The sequence below is a fragment of the Archangium lipolyticum genome (assembly GCF_024623785.1).
In the GTDB taxonomy this organism is placed as follows: Bacteria; Myxococcota; Myxococcia; order Myxococcales; family Myxococcaceae; genus Archangium; species Archangium lipolyticum.
In genome coordinates, this window is sequence record NZ_JANKBZ010000012.1 from 288,113 (window position 1) to 304,470 (window position 16,358).

Sequence of the window (16,358 nt, forward strand, 5' to 3'; positions counted from 1 at the left end):
TGTCTCGGAGAAGGGACCCGAAGCCCGTCCGCCCAGGTGGATGGGAGACCGGAGACGAGACGGCCAGGAGGCGGCAACTCCCCGCAATCCGGCCCGCCCGGAGCGGCACCCGGATTGCTGCGCCGCCCGGAGCCATGCACTTCGAATTCGAGCACATGAATACCGCCACCCCCTTCGAGCTGCCCGAGGGCGTCCACCTGCTGGGCGGAGGCGCCGAGGACCACGTCCGGCTCGAGGGGCTCCCGGACCGCCTGCTGACGCTGCGCATCGAAGCCGACCGCCTGATGGTCGAGGCCACCCGGACCTTCACCGTGGCCGGGGTGATGGTGCCGCCGGGTGTCTCGCGCCTCGTGCTTCCGGGAGAGGTGGTGGGACTGCCCGAGACGATGAGCCTGAAGGTGTTGGCTCCCGCCGGAGACACCGAGCGGCAGGTGGGCACCATGGCCGTGCTCAAACACCTCCTCACGGACATGGAGGAACCGCCCCCCTCGCGGGCCGCCACCCTCACCTGCCTCATCGGAGCGGACGTGGGCCGGACCTTCGCCCTCGCCGAGGCGAGCACCGAGCTCGGCCGGGGCAAGGAGGCCGCGGTGCGCCTGCGGGACATCGCCGTGTCCCGCCGCCACGCGCGCATCCGGCACCAGGAGGGCTCCTTCCTCCTGGAGGACCTGGACAGCCCCAATGGCGTCTACCTCAACGGCCAGCGGGTGCGGGTGGAGACGGCCTCCACGCTGAAGGAGGGCGACGTCATCGAGCTGGGCCGGACGCTGCTGCGCTTCCAGGCCCCCATGGCCGAGCCCCCTCCGCCCCAGAAGGAGGAGGCTCCCACCGAGCCGGAAATAGCCCCCGCCGGGGAACCCGCCTCGGACGCCCCTCCCGCGGTGGCCTCCCGGGAACAGACACCGGAGCGCTCGCGGCCGCGGGGTGAGTGGTGGCTCATCGGACTCGGGGCGATGCTGGCCCTGGTGGGCCTGCTCGCCACCTACGCCCTGATGGGCTGAACCTCAGGCGCGCATCGGCGAGAGACCGGAGCGCTCGATGAGGAGCCGCGCCAGGTGGCGGTGCTGCGAGAAGAGGCTGGTGAAGTGCACGAAGCCCCGGCTTCCTCGCACGGCGTACACCGTCACCGGGCCGGGCATCACATCCACCTTGCGGATGTCCGCGAAGGAGAAGCGCCGCGTGCGCACCAGGCCCCGGTACGTCATGCCTCCCGAGTCCACCACGATGCGGGTGCGCCCGTAGTACGTCACGGACACCCCGAAGAAGAGGACGAAGAAGAGCGCGGAGAGGAACGTCTGGACCGGAACCCCGTCGAAACGGAGCAAGTACACCAACACGCCCAACCAGAGCAGTGTCGCGGCGCCCATGACGGCCGCGAGCACAGCGTGTGGACGGAACACCTGCTTGCCTGCCTTCGCATCGCGCCTGTCCATACACGTGAAACTAAGGTCACGGTCTGACGTGCGCCACCGACTCCCCTGCCGGGCAGGCAGGGAAGTCCAGGGGTTGACTTCCGGGGAACTCCGATTGTTCGGAGCTTCTCAACCCGGAGCCGTCAGCTGCGGAAGGGGTTCTGCAGGAGCACCGTCTCGCCGCGGTCGGCGCCCACGGAGATGCAGACCACGGGCACGCCGCAGATCTCCTCCACCCGGCGCACGTAGCGCTTGGCGTTCTCCGGCAGCTCGTCGAAGGTGCGCACCCCGGCGAGCTTGTCGTCCCAGCCCGGCATGGTCTCGTAGATGGGCTTGACGCGCGCCAGGTCCTCGTAGTCCCCGGGCAGCTCGATGATGCGCTTGCCGTCCAGCTCGTAGGCGTTGCAGATCTGCAGCGTCTTGAGGCCGGAGAGCACGTCCAGCTTCGTGAGCGCCAGGCCCCAGAGGCCGTTGACGCGCACCGCGTAGCGCAGCACCACGCCATCCAGCCAGCCGCAGCGGCGCGGACGGCCCGTGGTGGCGCCGAACTCGTCACCCACCTTGCGCAGCCGGTCGCCCGTCTCGTCCGTCAGCTCCGTGGGGAAGGGACCGCCGCCCACGCGCGTGGTGTAGGCCTTGCTGATGCCCATCACCTTGTCGATGGCCGTGGGGCCCAGGCCCGAGCCCACCGCCGCGTTGCCCGCCACGCAGTTGGAGCTGGTGACGAACGGGTAGGTGCCGTGGTCCACGTCCAGCAGCGTGCCCTGGGCACCCTCGAAGAGGATGCGCGCGCCGCGCTGCACCTGGCTCGAGAGGTAGAGCGACACGTCCGTCACGTGGGGCCGCAGCCGCTCGCCCAGCGCGGAGAACTCCTCGTGGAACTTCTGCACGTCCAGCTCGGGGACCTGCTCGTTCGCGGCGCGGCACAGCTCGCGCAGCTCGTCACGCACGCCCGGGAGCCGCTCATCGATGCGCTTGCGCAGACGCTCGGAGTTGAGCAGGTCGCGCACGCGGATGCCCCGGCGGGCCACCTTGTCCTCGTAGGCCGGGCCGATGCCCCGCCCCGTGGTGCCGATGGCGCTCACACCCCGGGCCTTCTCCCGGTACGTGTCCAGCAGCTTGTGCCACGGGAAGATGACGTGGGCGTTGTCCGAGATGAGGAAGTGCGAATCATCCTTCAGGAAGCCACGCTCCTTGAGGGTGTCGATCTCCTTCACCAGCACGGCGGGGTCCAACACCACCCCGTTGCCAATGACACAGGTCTTCCCCGCATGGAGGATGCCCGAGGGGATGAGGTGCAACACCGTCTTCTGGCCGCCCACCACGAGGGTGTGGCCCGCGTTGTTGCCTCCCTGGAAGCGCACGACCACCTGGGCGTGCTCGGTGAGCAGGTCCACGACCTTGCCCTTCCCCTCATCTCCCCACTGCGCTCCGATGACGACGACGTTCGGCATATGGCGCCCGCCTTAGCACGCACGAGGGCCCGCGTGACAGTGTTCCGCGAAGCCACACCCCAGTGATTCACAAGTCGACCGCTCCCTGCCCGGCCACCTGCCTCCCACATCCGCCTCCACCACCCCCCGTGCCGCCTCCCGGAGACGCTCGGCGATGGAACCCGTGTCCCTGGGCAGCGAGGGGAACTCCGGCTCTGGCACGTCCTCGCCCAGGAAGGCCACGCCCACCTCCACGGGGACTCCCTCACGCACCAGCCGACGAGAGGCCAGTAACAGGGCCGACAGGGACTCGGCATGGGCGGCCACGCCCCTCGGGGAGCGCTTGCCGGGCTTGAAGGCCACCACCCGGGCCTCGCCCGAGGGTGTCTGCCAGAGGAGGTCCACCTCGCCCTCGAGGGCAGCCGAGCCGTCGCCCGGCAACGGCAGCACGAAGGGCAGTGCGCGGTGCACGTCCGCCGAGGGCGCTTCCGCCACCCGCCGGGCGAAGGCGGTGCCCAGGAAGCGCTCCACGGTGGCGAGCGCCTCCTCGACTCCGTCATCCGCCAGGTCCCAGCCCACCTCGCGCACGAGCGCCTCCAGGCGGGCGTGCCGCTCGGAGGCCTCCGTCCGGGCGAGGCGGAAGTCCACCCCCCGCAGGAGGGTCATCACCCGTCCCGAGGGACTCGGAGCGGCTCCGCCCCAGGCATCCAGCTCGAGGTAGGACGGGGACTCGCGAGGCGTCTCCCAGGGCACGCCCTCCGCGCGCAGCCCGAGCCGGTGCACATAATGGTAGCGGCGCGGGCAGGTGATGAAGTCCTGCACGGCCTCGGTCCCCACCACCGCCACCTCGGGCGAGACCGCGGCCATGCCCTCGTATACCCGCTGTACCGCCGCCTCGACGCGGGCCTCCTGCTCCGACGGGTCCACGTCCTCCGGCTCGAGGGCTTCCGCGGGCGGGGGGAGCGTCTCCACGTCCACGTCCTCGACGAGCCCGCGCAGCCGTGCGTTGTCCTTCAATTGCTCGTCGAGCAGGCACCACCACGAGTCGGACGCACCGCGCTCCGCGCCTCCAGAGAGGATGAGCCTGTCCCTGGCGCGGGTGAGCGCGACGTACAGCAGGCGCCGGTACTCGGCCGTCTCGCGCCGCTTCAGCTCGTCCTTCACCTGGTCGAAACGGGGAGAGCGGAACTTGTCGAGGCTGTCCGGCAACCAGGGCCGCAAGCACAGGCCATGACCGCGCTCGAAGAGGGCCCGGCCGCTGGAGAAGCGCCGCAGGCTGCCGAGCGAAGGCACCACCACCACCGGCCACTCCAGGCCCTTGGCCCGGTGGATGGTGAGCAGTTGCACCGCGCGAGGATCTCCCGCCTCCAGCAGGTCCGCCTGGGACTCGGTGGGCTCCTCGTTGGCCAGCCGCTGCAGCTCGCGGGCGAAGGTCACGCAGCCCCCGGAGCCGCGCTCGTCGCGCCGGCCCGCTAGCGAGAGCAACTTCTCCACGTTGGCGCTCGCCTGCTCCGCGTACGGAGTGCCCGCGAGCGCCTCCCGGTAGCCCGTCACGTCCATCGCGGCCCGCAGCAGGGCCCGCACGCCGAGCCGGTCCCGCTCGCGCCGCAGCTCCGGCAGTGCCGTGAGGAAGCGCTCCAGGCGGACGCGCTCGCCCTCGGGCAGCGCCTCCAGTGCGGAGGACCCCAGGCGCTCCACGACGGGCAGCGACAGGCCCTCGGGCCCGGCGAGCCGGAAGAGCGAGGCATCGGACAGGCCCACCAGCGGCGAGCGCAGCACCGCCGCGAAGGCGAGCGCGTCCTCGGGGTCCGCCAGCAGCGACAGCAGCGAGGCCAGGTCCAGCACCTCCTGCGCTCCATAGAAGCCGCGCCCGCGCAGCACCCGGTGGGGAATCCCGTGGCGGATGAGCGCCTGCCGGTACACCTCCAGGTGCGAGAAGGTCCGGAAGAGCATGGCCACGTCGCCACCCCGCGCCGGGCGCAGGCCCTCGCCGTCCTCGCGCGCCACGCAGGGCTCCGCGTCCGGGGCCAGCATCACCTTCAGCCGCTTCGCCACCGCATCGGCGTCCGCCAGGCGCAGCTCGCCCGTGGACAGCTCGTCGTCCAGCTGGAGCCGCTCCACCACCGCGTCCGGCACGGGCGTCTCGCGCACCGCCGCGAGGTCGTCCTCCTTGGGGACGTACACCACCTCGTAGGGGCGCGCTCCGCCCTCCCCCGCCACCAGCACGCCCGCGAAGGCCTCGTTGAAGAAGTCGAGCAGCGGCTTCACCGAGCGCCGGTTCTGCTGGAGGAAGCCGCGCGCTCCGCCCTCATCCTCGATCTTCTTCGCCAGCACCTGGAAGACGGACACGTCGGCGCCGCGGAACTCGTAGATGGACTGCTTGCGGTCTCCCACCGCGCACAGGAAGGCGGGCTCCAACGGGAGCGAGGCCACCAGGTCCTCGTCCGGACCCAGCGGGCGCGGGCCTCCGTCGCGCTTCTCGGCGAGCAGCAGCACCAGCTCCAACTGCAACCGGTTGGTGTCCTGGAACTCGTCCACCAGCAGCGCGCCCAGGCGCTCCTGCGTCTGGCGGCGGAAGTCCGGGAGGTCTCTCAGCAGATCCCGCGTCTTCACCAGCAGCGCGGTGAAGTCCAGCGCGTTGCGCCGGGAGAGCTCCTCCTCGTGGCGCGCCGCCACCTGCGTGAGCAGCGAGCGGAAGGAGGCCTCGAAAGGCGCGGTACGCCACCCGGCATACGCGTCCTCCAGGCGCATCACCGAGCCGTCGCTCTTCCCGAAGAAGGCCCAGTACAGCTCCTTCATCGAGTTGCCCGGCTCCTTCTTCAGCCGGCGCACGTCGCGGCCGTCCTCGAGGAAGGCCGCCTTGAGCGAGGGCAACCGCTCGGGCTCGAAGCAGTTCTCCGGCGTGAGGCCATTCAACGCGGCCTCGAGCTGCTCGCGGAGCTCACTCCACTCGCCCTTGACGTCCAGCTCACGCACGGTGGCGCACAGGTGACGGCACCGCTCGACGAGCTTCTCGAACGCGGCCCGGGCCTCGCCCACGTCGGAGATGCGGGCGTCCGCGGCGCGCAGGCCCTCCTCGCGCAACTTGCCGTAGGTGGCGGCCAGCGAGGACACCAGGCCCTCGGTGAAGTCGGAGCCGGAGAAGGTCAGCTCCTGGCACAGCTCGCGCACCCCGGCGTCACCGGATTCCAGCGCGTCCAGCACCACGCGCTCGCACACGTCCAGCACGAGCGAGCGGGCCTCCAGATCGTCGAGCACCTCGTAGGACGGGTCCACGCCCGAGCCCGGAGGCGCGCGGCGCAGCAACTGGCCGCACAGCGAGTGGAAGGTGCCCACCGAGGCGGAGCTCAGCTCCTCGCGCAGGGCCCGCCATGCGTCCCGGGTGGGAAAGGGCTTGTCCAGCCGCTCGAGCGAGGCCCGCAGCTCCGGCTCCAGCACCGCCTTCGGCTCGGCCTGGACGAGCGCATCCAGACGCGTCCGGACGCGAGCGCGCATCTCCGCGGCGGCCTTGTCGGTGAACGTCACCATGCACAGCCGCGAGGGACGCAGGGGCTTCAGGCCCTCGCGCGCACCGGCCAGCAGGTGCAGCGTCATCGTCACCAGGCTGTACGTCTTGCCCGCGCCGGCACCCGCCATCAAGGCGAGGTTCTTCTCCAGCGCCAGGAGCGAGGCCTCACTCATACGAGCCCTCCTCCTCCACGAGCCGCCGCTCGGTGATGCGGCACACGGGGCGGTAGCCGCAGCTCCCGCAGTCCTTGGGCCTCATGGCGAACTGCCCCGCCCTCACGGTGCGGATCAGGGCCTCCACGGCGTTGGCCAGGTTGGGCTTCGCCTCGGCGGCCAGCCGCTCCCGCACCTTGGGCTCGGTGGACAACAGCTCGTCCATCTCCACCGCGTCCTTCTCCAGCACCTCCGACAGGTGGATGACCTCGCCCGTCCTCAGCGAGAACCATGCCGCCTGGCGCGTCTGGAGGTGGCCGCTCGCCCGTGCCGCGTACAGGTACAGCGGGAGCTGGAAGTCCGAGTCGAGCAGCTTCTTCTTCAGCTCCGACCGGGAGAGCTTGCCGGACTTGTAGTCGATGACGCCCACCTCGCCGCCCGCCATGTCCAGCCGGTCGATGGTGCCCTCGAAGTGGATGACGTCCTCGTCCACCTGGAGCGTCACCTCGTTCCACCCCTCGGCGGGGTTGCGAGGCCCGAAGCGCAGCTCGAACTCCTTCGGCTCGAAGCGCTCGAAGGGCAGACCCCGCCGCTCGTCCATGAGGATGCGGCGCACCATGTTCTTCGCCCGCTCGCGCGCCAGGCGCCACAGCGCGGGGTGTCCCACGTAGTGCCGCTCCTCGAAGTGCGCCCGCACCTCGTCGAGCACCGTGTCCAACAGCGCCTCCGGTATCTCGTCGAGCCCCCGGCCCAGCAGCTTGCGCTCCTTGAGCCGCTTGAAGAACTCCTCCAGCACGCGGTGCCAGAAGACACCCTGCCCCCTGCGGTCGAACTCCTCGCCCGGCTGCTCCGGCTCGGGCACCTTCAGCCCGTAGGACAGGAACCCCTGGAAGCCGCAGTTGCCGAAGCGCGCGAGCGCCGAGGCTGACAGCGGACGCTCGGGGCCGAAGCGGAACGCGTCCCGGACCGCCTCGCCCAGGGCCGGGTCATCCACCGCGCCGGTGTAGCGGCCGGCGCCCTTGCGCGTGTCACCGAAGAAGTGCAGGCGTTCGATCTCCACCTGCACCATCTCCTTCGACGAGGCGAGCCAGGGCGCGTCCGTGAAACGGCTCCTGAGCACGTTCCGGGCGGGATCCGGCGCGGAGACGCGCAGCTTCTCGAGCGCGAGCGACTCCAGCACCACCCGCTGGCGCAGCTCCGGCTCCGTGAGCACCTCATCGAGCGGCACGATGGCCGGCAGCGAGCGCGCCTCCCACGTCGTCCCCGTCAGCCGCCGCACCTCCTCCAGAAAGGCCGAGGGCGCCTGCTCCTGGCCACCCGGGCCCTCCACGGAGAAGGACAGGCTCACCGTCTCCTCGGCGGCGGCCAGGACGCTGGCGAACAGGAGCCGGTCCTCGGTGAGGCGCCACGGCGCGCGGTCCTCGAACTCGCCGCCCGTGAGGCGGAAGACGTCCCGGCCCAGGTGCTTGTTGAGGGCGATGCGCTCGGCGTCACCCAGCAGCGGGTTGGGTGGCTCGCTCCCGGGGAAGCGGCCCTCGGCCATGCCTCCGAGGAAGACGTGGCCGAAGGAGCGCCCCTCCAGCTCGCGCACGTCCAGCACCTCCACGGCGGCCGTCGAGGGCCCGCGCGCGGGCAGATGCACGTCGCGCATCATGTCCTGCAACCAGCGGCCGAAGGTGCGCCGCCGCAACCGGGGGCCACCGCCCACCGCCGCGAGCGTCCGCTCCAGCTCTCGTACCCGCGCCACCAGCGCCAACCGGGCCGCGTCGTCCCGAGCCCTCGCGTCCAGCGCGAGCGCTCCCAGTCCCTCGTCCGCGGGCGCGTCCAGCGCGCCCTCCGAGTCCAGCAGCCCCAACCGGCCCACCACCTGCCACCAGGCGGCGAGCAGCTCCGAGGCCTTCCCCTGCTCCGGAATGCGGCGGCAGGACTCGAGCAGGAAGAGGCACCGCTCGCGCAGCACCCGGGCCTCGTGGGCGCGCCGCTGCTCCCTGGGGCGCACCTGGTTGGGCAGCGGCTCCAACCGCTTCGCCAGGGCCTCCAGGCGCAGGTCATACGCGCCCTTCCCGCGCGCCGCGCCCAGCCGGTCATCCCGGACGGCCGCGAGCGTGAGGAGCGTCGCCGGAGCCTCCGGGGCCCCCCGCGAGAGGATGGGCGCGTAGCGGCTGGACACCAGCTCCGCCACGCGCTCGGCGGGGAAACCGTCCTCCACCAGCAGCGGCAGGTCCAACGCCAGCCGCACCGGGCCGGCCAGGGCGAGCGGCTCGCCCCAGGGCAGGCGCACGGGCACGCCCAGCTCGGAGAAGGCATCCGCCACCCAGCGGGCCTCGGCCCCCAGGTCACGCCATGCCACGACGATGTTCCCGGGAGACACGCCCTCCGACACCAGACGGCGCACGTCCCGGGCGATGAGCCGGGCCTCGTCCCGCGCCGTCCCCGCGCTCCACATGCGCAGGCCCTCCACCTCGCCCTGGAGCACGTCCTTGGGCGCCCGGGGGGAGAAGAGGTGCCGGCCGAGCTCCGCCATCGGGCGGGCCTCGAAGGTGACGTCCGCCTTGAAGAGGTCCACGTGCGGGAGCGCCTCGCCGCGGTTCTCGAAGGCGCGGAAGAGGGCCGCCAGGGCCGCGTCCGCCACCGGCGAGCCACCCACCGGAGTCTCCACGCGCAGGGTCACCCGCCGCGCGTCGCAGGCCGCCGCCAGGGCCATCAGCAGCTCCAGCTTCGAGGGCCGGACGTCGTAGATGCCGTGCAGCACCAGGGTGCCCACGTCGTCCCAGGCGGCGGGCCAGTCGTTGCGCTCCAGGGCCTCGCGAGCCCCGCGCACCACGTGCTCGCGGTCGGCCAGGGCCAGCTCGGCCATCTTCTGCTCGTAGGCGTGGTGCAGGAGGGCGAGCGTCCGGACGCGGTTGCGCCGCTCGGGAGGGAGCACCTCCAGGGCATCCTGCAGCTCGCGCGGGGAGAGCCGGCCGGCCTCAAGGTCCAGCAGCACCTCCAGGGCGGCGCGGGCGAAGGCGGGCTCGTGGACGAAGTCGCCAAAGGGGGTGGAGCCCAGTCCCTGGGCGAGCGAGGCCACCACGGTGCGAGCGGCGACGGGCGAGCACGGGCGCCGGCCCAGCTCGCGCGCTCCACCCAGTGCCTCCAGGAAGCCGTCCCAGGTGAGGAAGGCATCCCCCCGGACGATGCCGGAGGAGCCCCGAGCCGCGCGCAAGGCGGCCTGCCGGCGGCCGGCATCGGGGAAGACCTGAAGGGTACGACGAGGAGAGGACATACGGAGTGGGGGATTCTAGAACGGAGCGAGGGGCGCATTTATGCTCGCCTCCGTGCCAACTTCCCTCTGTTTTCTAGCGCTTGCTTCCCTGGTTGCTTCCACCCCCGTCCCGGCCGGAGCCCTGCCTGGCGCCCAGCAGGCCGCGGATGCCCCGACGATTCACGCGCTCGAGTTCAACTGGACGCGTGAGGCGCTCATCACCGGAGTCGGAGGGGCGCTGTGGATCGGCAGTGAGGCCATCCTCAAGAAGCAGATCGACCTGAGCCGGTGCAGCTGGTGCGACCGCTCGGCGGACGGCACGGACACCCTCAACGCGGTGGACCGGTGGGGCCGGGGAATCGGGGCGAAGACCGCCGAGGGCCGCGCGCTCTGGGATGACGTGAGCGACGTCGCGGACTTCGGCGTGCTGCCCGTGGGAGTGCTCGGGGCGCAGTACCTGCTGGGCCGGGGCAGCGGGGCGCCCACGCGTTACTTCGCGGAGGACGCCACCATCATCGTGGAGACGGCGGTGGTGGCCGCGGTCGTGAACCAGGCGGTGAAGTTCTCGGTGCGCCGCGAGCGCCCCTTCGTGCACGTGCTGCCCGAGGAGGAAAAAGGGAAGACCGAGCACCCCACCGACAACAACCTCTCCTTCTACAGCGGGCATACCAGCATGGCCTTCTCGCTCGTGACGGCGGCGGGCACGGTGTCCGAGCTGCGGGGCTACAAGAACCGCTGGCTCATCTGGGCGGTGGGCCTGCCGGCGGCGGCCTCGGTGGGGCTGCTGCGCATGGGCGCGGACAAGCACTACCTCACGGACGTGCTGGTGGGAGCGGCGGCGGGCTCGCTCTTCGGCGTGGGCGTGCCCCTGCTGCTGCACGGGCGCAAGGAGCAGACACAGTCGAAGGCCACGGACCTGTCGATGAACGTGTCGGGCAACCTCGGCGGCGTGATGCTGTCCGGGCGGTTCTGAGGCCGAAGGGTGATTCATGTCGTGGGCGGCCGTCCTCGAGCGTCCATGAAGCGCTCGATGACCTGCGCCGCCCCCGTCTTCTCCTCGGCCTCGAGGAAGCGCACGCGCATGGCCTCCGTGGCCGCTTTGTAGCCCGGCGTCCCCAGCACCGTGTCCACCAGATGGGCGAGCCGTGAGGGCGTCACGCGTCGCGGCTCCAGGCGCACACCGAGCCCGTGGTGGACGACCCGCGAGGAGATGCCGGGCTGATCATGCTGGAGCGGCAACACCACCATGGGCACCCCCGCGTGGATGCACTCCTTGACGCTGTTGAAGCCGCCATGGGTGACCATCACCGAAGCGCGGCGCAGCAGGCGGAGTTGGGGGGCGTGAGGCACGGCGATCACGTTGGCGGGCAGCGGGCCGAGCTCCTCCGGAGTGAGCGCGCCGCCCAACGAGAGCACCAGTTGCCAGCCGGGGCGCTGGGCGGCGGCGGCCACGGCGGCGCGCAGCAGGGGGGCCGCCTTCCTCGTCGTGCTGGCGAGGGTCCCCAGGGAGAAGAAGACGAGCGGCCGGGAGGCCTCGAGCCGCTCCCAGGGGAAGTCCGGCTCCTGGCGCTCGTAGTCGATGCAGGGCTCCACGTACAGGTACTCACCGCGGGTGCGGGGGACGGCCAGCTCGGCGAATTCCTGGGGGCAGAGCACCAACTCTGGCAGCCGCGCGCAGATGTTCTCTCCGCTGAAGTCCAGCGCCTCGAGCGGGTAGCCGTGCTTGCGGGCCAGCGTGTGGAGGTAGCGGACCTTGGGCACTTCCAGCCACCGCTCCAGGGGCGTGAACCCGCCGACGCGCAGCCAGGTGAGCGCGATGCGGGCCCGGCTCACGGCTCCGCCATCCGGGAGAAGCGGCGAGGAGAGCGGCGGCAATCCCGGCTCACGCCGAAGGGGCAGCGTGGTGTTCAGCAGCAGTGTCGGGATGTGATGACCCCAGGCCACCAGCGGGGGCTCCTGCATCAGCACGTCGCAGATGAGCAGATCGGCGCGTGCCCGCGCGAAGGGCCGGTCGAACTCGCCCTCCAGGATGCATTTCTGGGCCGCTTCGTACCGGCGGTCCAGCGAGTGCTCTTCCCGCCGGCGCCCCCACCCCCTCAGCCGGGAAAGCCGTGCGCGCATCTCGTCGCGGAACCCCACCGGAAAGAGCTCCTCGAAGATGGGGGCGAATTCGAACCCTTCGCGACGGACGAGCTCTCCAATATCCGGGATGCCGCAGTAGAGGACGCGATGCCCCCGGACCTGCAGGGTGCGGGCGATTCTCAGACTCGGGTTGATGTGCCCGCGTTCGGGTCTGACGGTGAAGAGGATGGTGGCCATGGGACGCGGGCCGCGCGGAGGAGGTCACCCTGGCGAGTCTGTTCTTTTCCCGGGGCCAACTGTGTCACTCTAGGAGTCAGGACGCCGTACCGCAAATGAGTTCTCCATGCCCGCACATGCCCAGCTTTTCTTCGAGGCGGAACCCTATGCAGGGGCCTCCGGTGCCATCAACGCGTGCCTGGCCGAGGCGCTGTCCTCCTTCGGTTATGAGCTCTCCGCGCAATACCGCTCCCGCCTGGGACGCAACGACGAAGACACTCCGCTGGCCACCGCGGAGCGCTTGAACCGGCTGCTGGTGGAGCCCACCGCGGATCTCGCCATCTTCTGTGACCAGGGCCTCTCCATCCGTCGGCCGAGCCGGCAGCTCGCGCGCAAGACGCTCGTGCTCTTCCATGGCCTCCATGGCTCACCGTCCACCTGGTTGGCCAACCCGGAGATCGACGGCTACTGCGCGCTGTCCCCGTACATCCGCGACGTGCTCCGCTCGCTGCTGACGCTGCCAGACTGGAGCCAGCGCCGGTGCATGGATCCGGGGGCCTTCCACCGGGTGGACTACCTCGTTCCACCGCTGCCCTGTGTGGAATGTCCCGACGGCCATCCGCTCATCGGGGGAGAGGATCTGCCGGCCCACGTGCTGCGGGCGATGGAGGCGGGAGATGTGATTGGCCACGCCATCCAGCGGGGGAAGGCGGACTGGGAAGCCGTCTTCCACATCATCCTCCAACTGCAAATGCTGGCGCGCGAGTCAGGAGATCGCCGACCTTGGCGCCTGGTGATTCACGAGCAGGACTTCGCCCACCTCGAGTACTCGTTCCTGCGGGGCTTCCCCATGGACGTGTCGGCCGCGAAGGCCGCGCTCGATGCGCTGGAGCTGCGGCTCGAGGACGTGCTGCTGCCCGTGCCGCAGCTCAAGCAGCGGGAGCTCTTCAAGCTGTTCCGGGCCGCGCGCTTTGGCCTCTCCTACAACGTGGTGCCGGAGCCCTTCGGGTTCTACGTGCTCGAGTCTGTATTCAATGGCTGCCCGGTCTACACCAATGGGGTGGGCAACAACCGCCGCAACCTGCCACCGGGTCACGGAATCTTCGTCCAGGAGAGCGCCGAGATGTTGTCCGACGCGGCGGCTGGCTACGCGCCAGTGGCTCGCCGCATCTTCGAGGATGTTCAACGGCCCGTGAGGGTGAAGGAGGCCTGCCAGCAAGGGCGGGAGTACATCCTCCGGACGTTCCGCCGGGAGGCCTTCGCCGAAAGCCTTCGTCAGACGCTGAAGCGGGTGGAGTCAGCGCCGCCGCCGCCCCCGGCCTGGGAGTCCCTGCGCTTCCAGATGGGGCCGCTGGTGCGCGGATTGGACAAGGAGACAGGGCAGGTGCTCTCGGATTTCGCCCACACGAAGCTGGGCGCTTCCGAGCTCGGGTTGGTGACGCAGGTGGTCGGCCGCGTGGTAGGCGAGGTGGAGCCGGGGCTGCGGGGCCAGGAGGACACGCTTCAGGCCCTGTTCTCCCGAGGCATCCTGACGTTGCATGACGTCTAGCGCTGGCCCCGGGTGCGTGCCTGGATGAACACCTCGAGCCCATCCAGGACGCGCTGCAAACCGAACTCGAAGGCGTGTGCGGGGTGGGTCGCGGCCCCGTACTCCGCCCCCGCCGCCGACCCCACCCGGGCCGCGGTGGGGTAGCGCTGGGGATCCAGGACCTTCTCCAACAGCGGAGCGTGCGCCGCCCACCACTGCTCGTCGCTCATGCCGGTGTGCCGCTCGGCCTGCGCGGCCTCCACCGAGCGGCGCGCCGCCCCCTCGACGTGCCCCGCCACCAGGCTCACCACCGAGTCCATCTCCACGTCGGTGAGGCCAATCCCGTCCACCGCGCGCAGCTCGTGGTCATACCGGGCGATGAGGTTCGGCCCCATCACCGGCCGGCTCTTCGCGATGTGCAGCATCCACGGATGCCGGTGGTAGAGCGCCCAGTTCTCCCGGGCGATCCGCTCCAGCCGCGCCCGCCAGCCCCCGGACACGTCCTCGCTCCGGGGTAGCTCGCCGTAGGCCCGGTCCAGCATGACGTCGATCAGCTCCGCCTTGCTCGGCACGTAGGTGTACAGCGACATGGGAGCCACCTTCAGCGCGTCCGCCACCCGCCGCATGGACAGCGCCCCCAGCCCCTCCGCGTCCGCCAGCGCGATCGCCTCCTGGACGATCCGTTCCACCGTCAACCGGGGCTTGGGCCCCCGCTTCCCACGCTCCTGGAGCCCCCACAGCAACTCGATGCTCCGCTGGGGGTCCCCACTGCCGCTGTACTCGGTCGTCACCCCGTCATTCTTCCCACAAGCGGAAATACTGTACACCGTACGGCATTATGAGATAGAGAGTCCGTACACTGTACGGAGTGGAGGAGCCGCATGCGTTCGACCCTGGAAGAGAGCCGTGAGATCCGCCCCTTTCGCATCGACATTCCCCAAGCGGAGCTGGACGAGCTGCGCGAGCGGCTGGGCCGCACCCGCTGGCCGGACGAACTGCCCGGGGCCGGTTGGCGCCATGGCGCGTCCCTGGGCTACCTGAAGGAGCTGGCCGCGTACTGGCGCACCACCTACGACTGGCGAGCCCACGAGGCCACACTCAACAGTCACCCTCAGTTCATCACCCGCATCGAGGGGCAGGACATCCACTTCCTGCACGTGCGCTCGCCCGAGCCCCACGCGCTGCCGCTGATCCTCACCCACGGCTGGCCCAGCTCGATCGTGGAGTACCTCGACGTCATCGGCCCGCTCACGAACCCCCGTGCCCACGGTGGAGACCCCGCCGACGCCTTCCACCTGGTCATCCCCTCGCTTCCGGGCTACGGGTTCTCCGGACCCACGCACGAGGCGGGCTGGGGCTCGCGTCGCATCGCCCGGGCCTGGGCCGAGCTGATGCAGCGGCTCGGCTACACACGCTACGGCGCCCAGGGCGGCGACTGGGGCACGTGGATCTCCCGCGAGCTCGGCCTGCTCGTGCCCGACCGGGTCGTGGGCGTGCACACCAATGGACTCATCACCTTCCCGGTGGGAGCGCCCGGCGAGATGGAGGGTCTGAGCGACGCCGATCAGGCCCGCCTAGCCTTCGCGGACCACTACCAACGTGAGTTGTATGGCTACAAGAAGATCCAATCCACGAGGCCCCAGACCCTGGCCTACGGTCTGACGGACTCCCCCGTGGGCCAGCTGGCATGGATCATCGGGGTGTTCAAGGAATGGACCGACTGCACCCACTCACCCGAGGACGCCATCAGCCGGGACCGCCTGCTCACCAACGTCATGGTGTATTGGCTCACCCAGACGGCCCCCTCCTCGTCCCGTTCCTTCGTCGAGACCCCGGACACCCCCGAGGATGCGGATCTCGCGGAGGACGTGAAGCCGACGCCGGTGCCCACCGGCGTGGCGCTCTTCCCCCGTGACGTCTTGCGGCCCATCCGCCGCTTCGCGGACCGCGACCATACGAACATCATTCATTGGAAGGAGTTCGACCGCGGCGGCACCTTCGCCGCCCTGGAGGAGCCCGACCTCTTCATCGGCGACGTGCGGGAGTTCTTCCGTCGCGTGCGCTGACTCGTGACACGGCTCACGACAGCCTCATGACCGTGCAACGCATCTCCTCCCCTCGACTTCGCGGATGGACGGTATGCCACGACGCCCCTATGTTGGGTGCATGGCAAGAATAGAGCTCAACAAGTTGGAGCTGGCGCATCTCCTCGCCGCGCTGAAAATGTACGAGGAGCGGTGTGAGGCCGGGGACGGCGACGCCACGGACAAAGTGCATGTCATACAGCCGCTCAGGAATCACCTACAGACAATCCATGACGAGGGCACTCCCGAGGAGCTCATCTCGGCCCCCCTCACGCGGCATCTGCACGTGATCGCGAAGCAGATGATCGACGACATGGATGAAGCCAACCGTCTCTACGAATCAGGGCAGGAGGAGGGAAATGACTGGGTCGATCCCAATGATTACTTCATCTGGCAGGGATTCATTCTCAGCGTTCTCGAAGAGAACCTGGACAGCGGATTCCAACGGGACGAGATGCTCGACAAGGGATACGGATTCCTCATGGGCTGCATCCCCGCCTACCTGAAGCAGGAGCAAGAGCTCGAGACGTCTCTCCGCGGAGGGCTCATGCGGTTGTACGTCCATTGGACGCTGGAATGGGTAATGAACCATGCCAGTTTTCTGAGCGATGCCAACTGGCCGGCCAATCTTCCATCCGTGCAGCAGCACCTCCGGCGAGTTCTGGAGCTGGCCTGAGGTGGCGACACCCAACCCGGGTT

11 protein-coding genes are annotated in these 16,358 nt (G+C 70.2%); 5 read left to right on the plus strand and 6 right to left on the minus strand.

Features of this window, described 5'->3' with window-relative positions; genetic code table 11:
* The first annotated feature begins 134 nt into the window (after positions 1-134).
* Entirely contained in the window at positions 135-1,001 is an 867-nt protein-coding gene (locus NR810_RS26010) for an FHA domain-containing protein (RefSeq protein ID WP_257456239.1), read from the plus strand.
* Positions 1,002-1,004: 3 nt separating this feature from the next.
* On the opposite strand, the gene NR810_RS26015 is transcribed toward NR810_RS26010, so the two are convergent.
* From NR810_RS26015 to NR810_RS26030, 4 genes are all read right to left on the minus strand, one after another.
* Positions 1,005-1,433: a PH domain-containing protein gene (locus tag NR810_RS26015; protein ID WP_257456240.1), complete on the minus strand. Its 429-nt coding sequence runs from the start codon at positions 1,431-1,433 to the stop codon at positions 1,005-1,007.
* 122 nt (positions 1,434-1,555) lie between these two features.
* Positions 1,556-2,866 (minus strand): adenylosuccinate synthase, encoded by a 1,311-nt coding sequence (locus NR810_RS26020; protein WP_257456241.1) that lies wholly within the window; start codon positions 2,864-2,866, stop codon positions 1,556-1,558.
* A 12-nt stretch (positions 2,867-2,878) separates the two neighbouring features.
* The gene (locus NR810_RS26025; protein WP_257456242.1) at positions 2,879-6,526 is read right to left on the minus strand and encodes a UvrD-helicase domain-containing protein; all 3,648 of its coding nucleotides are present in this window, start codon (positions 6,524-6,526) and stop codon (positions 2,879-2,881) included.
* Positions 6,519-9,770, minus strand: a complete 3,252-nt coding sequence (locus NR810_RS26030; protein ID WP_257456243.1) for a PD-(D/E)XK nuclease family protein — start codon at positions 9,768-9,770, stop codon at positions 6,519-6,521. The genes NR810_RS26025 and NR810_RS26030 overlap by 8 nt, the downstream gene beginning before the upstream one ends.
* Positions 9,771-9,822: 52 nt before the next feature.
* Here NR810_RS26030 and NR810_RS26035 point away from each other — a divergent pair, with 52 nt between their 5' ends.
* Positions 9,823-10,722 (plus strand): phosphatase PAP2 family protein, encoded by a 900-nt coding sequence (locus NR810_RS26035; protein WP_257456245.1) that lies wholly within the window; start codon positions 9,823-9,825, stop codon positions 10,720-10,722.
* A gap of 14 nt (positions 10,723-10,736) precedes the next feature.
* Here NR810_RS26035 and NR810_RS26040 read toward each other — a convergent pair whose 3' ends face one another.
* Positions 10,737-12,068, minus strand: coding sequence for a glycosyltransferase (locus tag NR810_RS26040; RefSeq protein WP_257456246.1), 1,332 nt, complete (start codon positions 12,066-12,068; stop codon positions 10,737-10,739).
* Positions 12,069-12,174: 106 nt separating this feature from the next.
* Between NR810_RS26040 and NR810_RS26045 the strand changes: the two genes are divergently transcribed.
* Positions 12,175-13,596, plus strand: coding sequence for a hypothetical protein (locus NR810_RS26045; protein WP_257456248.1), 1,422 nt, complete (start codon positions 12,175-12,177; stop codon positions 13,594-13,596).
* Here the strand turns inward: NR810_RS26045 and NR810_RS26050 are convergent.
* A complete protein-coding gene (locus NR810_RS26050) occupies positions 13,593-14,366 on the minus strand; it encodes a TetR/AcrR family transcriptional regulator (RefSeq protein ID WP_257456250.1) in 774 nt (257 codons plus the stop codon). The two genes, NR810_RS26045 and NR810_RS26050, sit on opposite strands and share 4 nt — an antisense overlap.
* Positions 14,367-14,456: 90 nt before the next feature.
* On the opposite strand from NR810_RS26050, the gene NR810_RS26055 reads away from it, so the two are divergent.
* Positions 14,457-15,641, plus strand: coding sequence for an epoxide hydrolase family protein (locus NR810_RS26055; protein WP_257456252.1), 1,185 nt, complete (start codon positions 14,457-14,459; stop codon positions 15,639-15,641).
* 73 nt (positions 15,642-15,714) lie between these two features.
* Positions 15,715-16,335, plus strand: coding sequence for a hypothetical protein (locus tag NR810_RS26060; protein WP_257456253.1), 621 nt, complete (start codon positions 15,715-15,717; stop codon positions 16,333-16,335).
* Positions 16,336-16,358: the final 23 nt, after the last annotated feature.

Bases quoted from the DNA above. Each gene is read 5' to 3' on its own strand.
- NR810_RS26025 (WP_257456242.1), bottom strand. From the start codon at position 6,526: ATGAGTGAGGCCTCGCTCCTGGCGCTGGAGAAGAACCTCGCCTTGATG.
- NR810_RS26030 (WP_257456243.1), bottom strand. From the start codon at position 9,770: ATGTCCTCTCCTCGTCGTACCCTTCAGGTCTTCCCCGATGCCGGCCGC.
- NR810_RS26015 (WP_257456240.1), bottom strand. From the start codon at position 1,433: ATGGACAGGCGCGATGCGAAGGCAGGCAAGCAGGTGTTCCGTCCACAC.
- NR810_RS26055 (WP_257456252.1), top strand. From the start codon at position 14,457: ATGCGTTCGACCCTGGAAGAGAGCCGTGAGATCCGCCCCTTTCGCATC.
- NR810_RS26045 (WP_257456248.1), top strand. From the start codon at position 12,175: ATGCCCGCACATGCCCAGCTTTTCTTCGAGGCGGAACCCTATGCAGGG.
- NR810_RS26020 (WP_257456241.1), bottom strand. From the start codon at position 2,866: ATGCCGAACGTCGTCGTCATCGGAGCGCAGTGGGGAGATGAGGGGAAG.
- NR810_RS26040 (WP_257456246.1), bottom strand. From the start codon at position 12,068: ATGGCCACCATCCTCTTCACCGTCAGACCCGAACGCGGGCACATCAAC.
- NR810_RS26060 (WP_257456253.1), top strand. From the start codon at position 15,715: ATGCCACGACGCCCCTATGTTGGGTGCATGGCAAGAATAGAGCTCAAC.
- NR810_RS26010 (WP_257456239.1), top strand. From the start codon at position 135: ATGCACTTCGAATTCGAGCACATGAATACCGCCACCCCCTTCGAGCTG.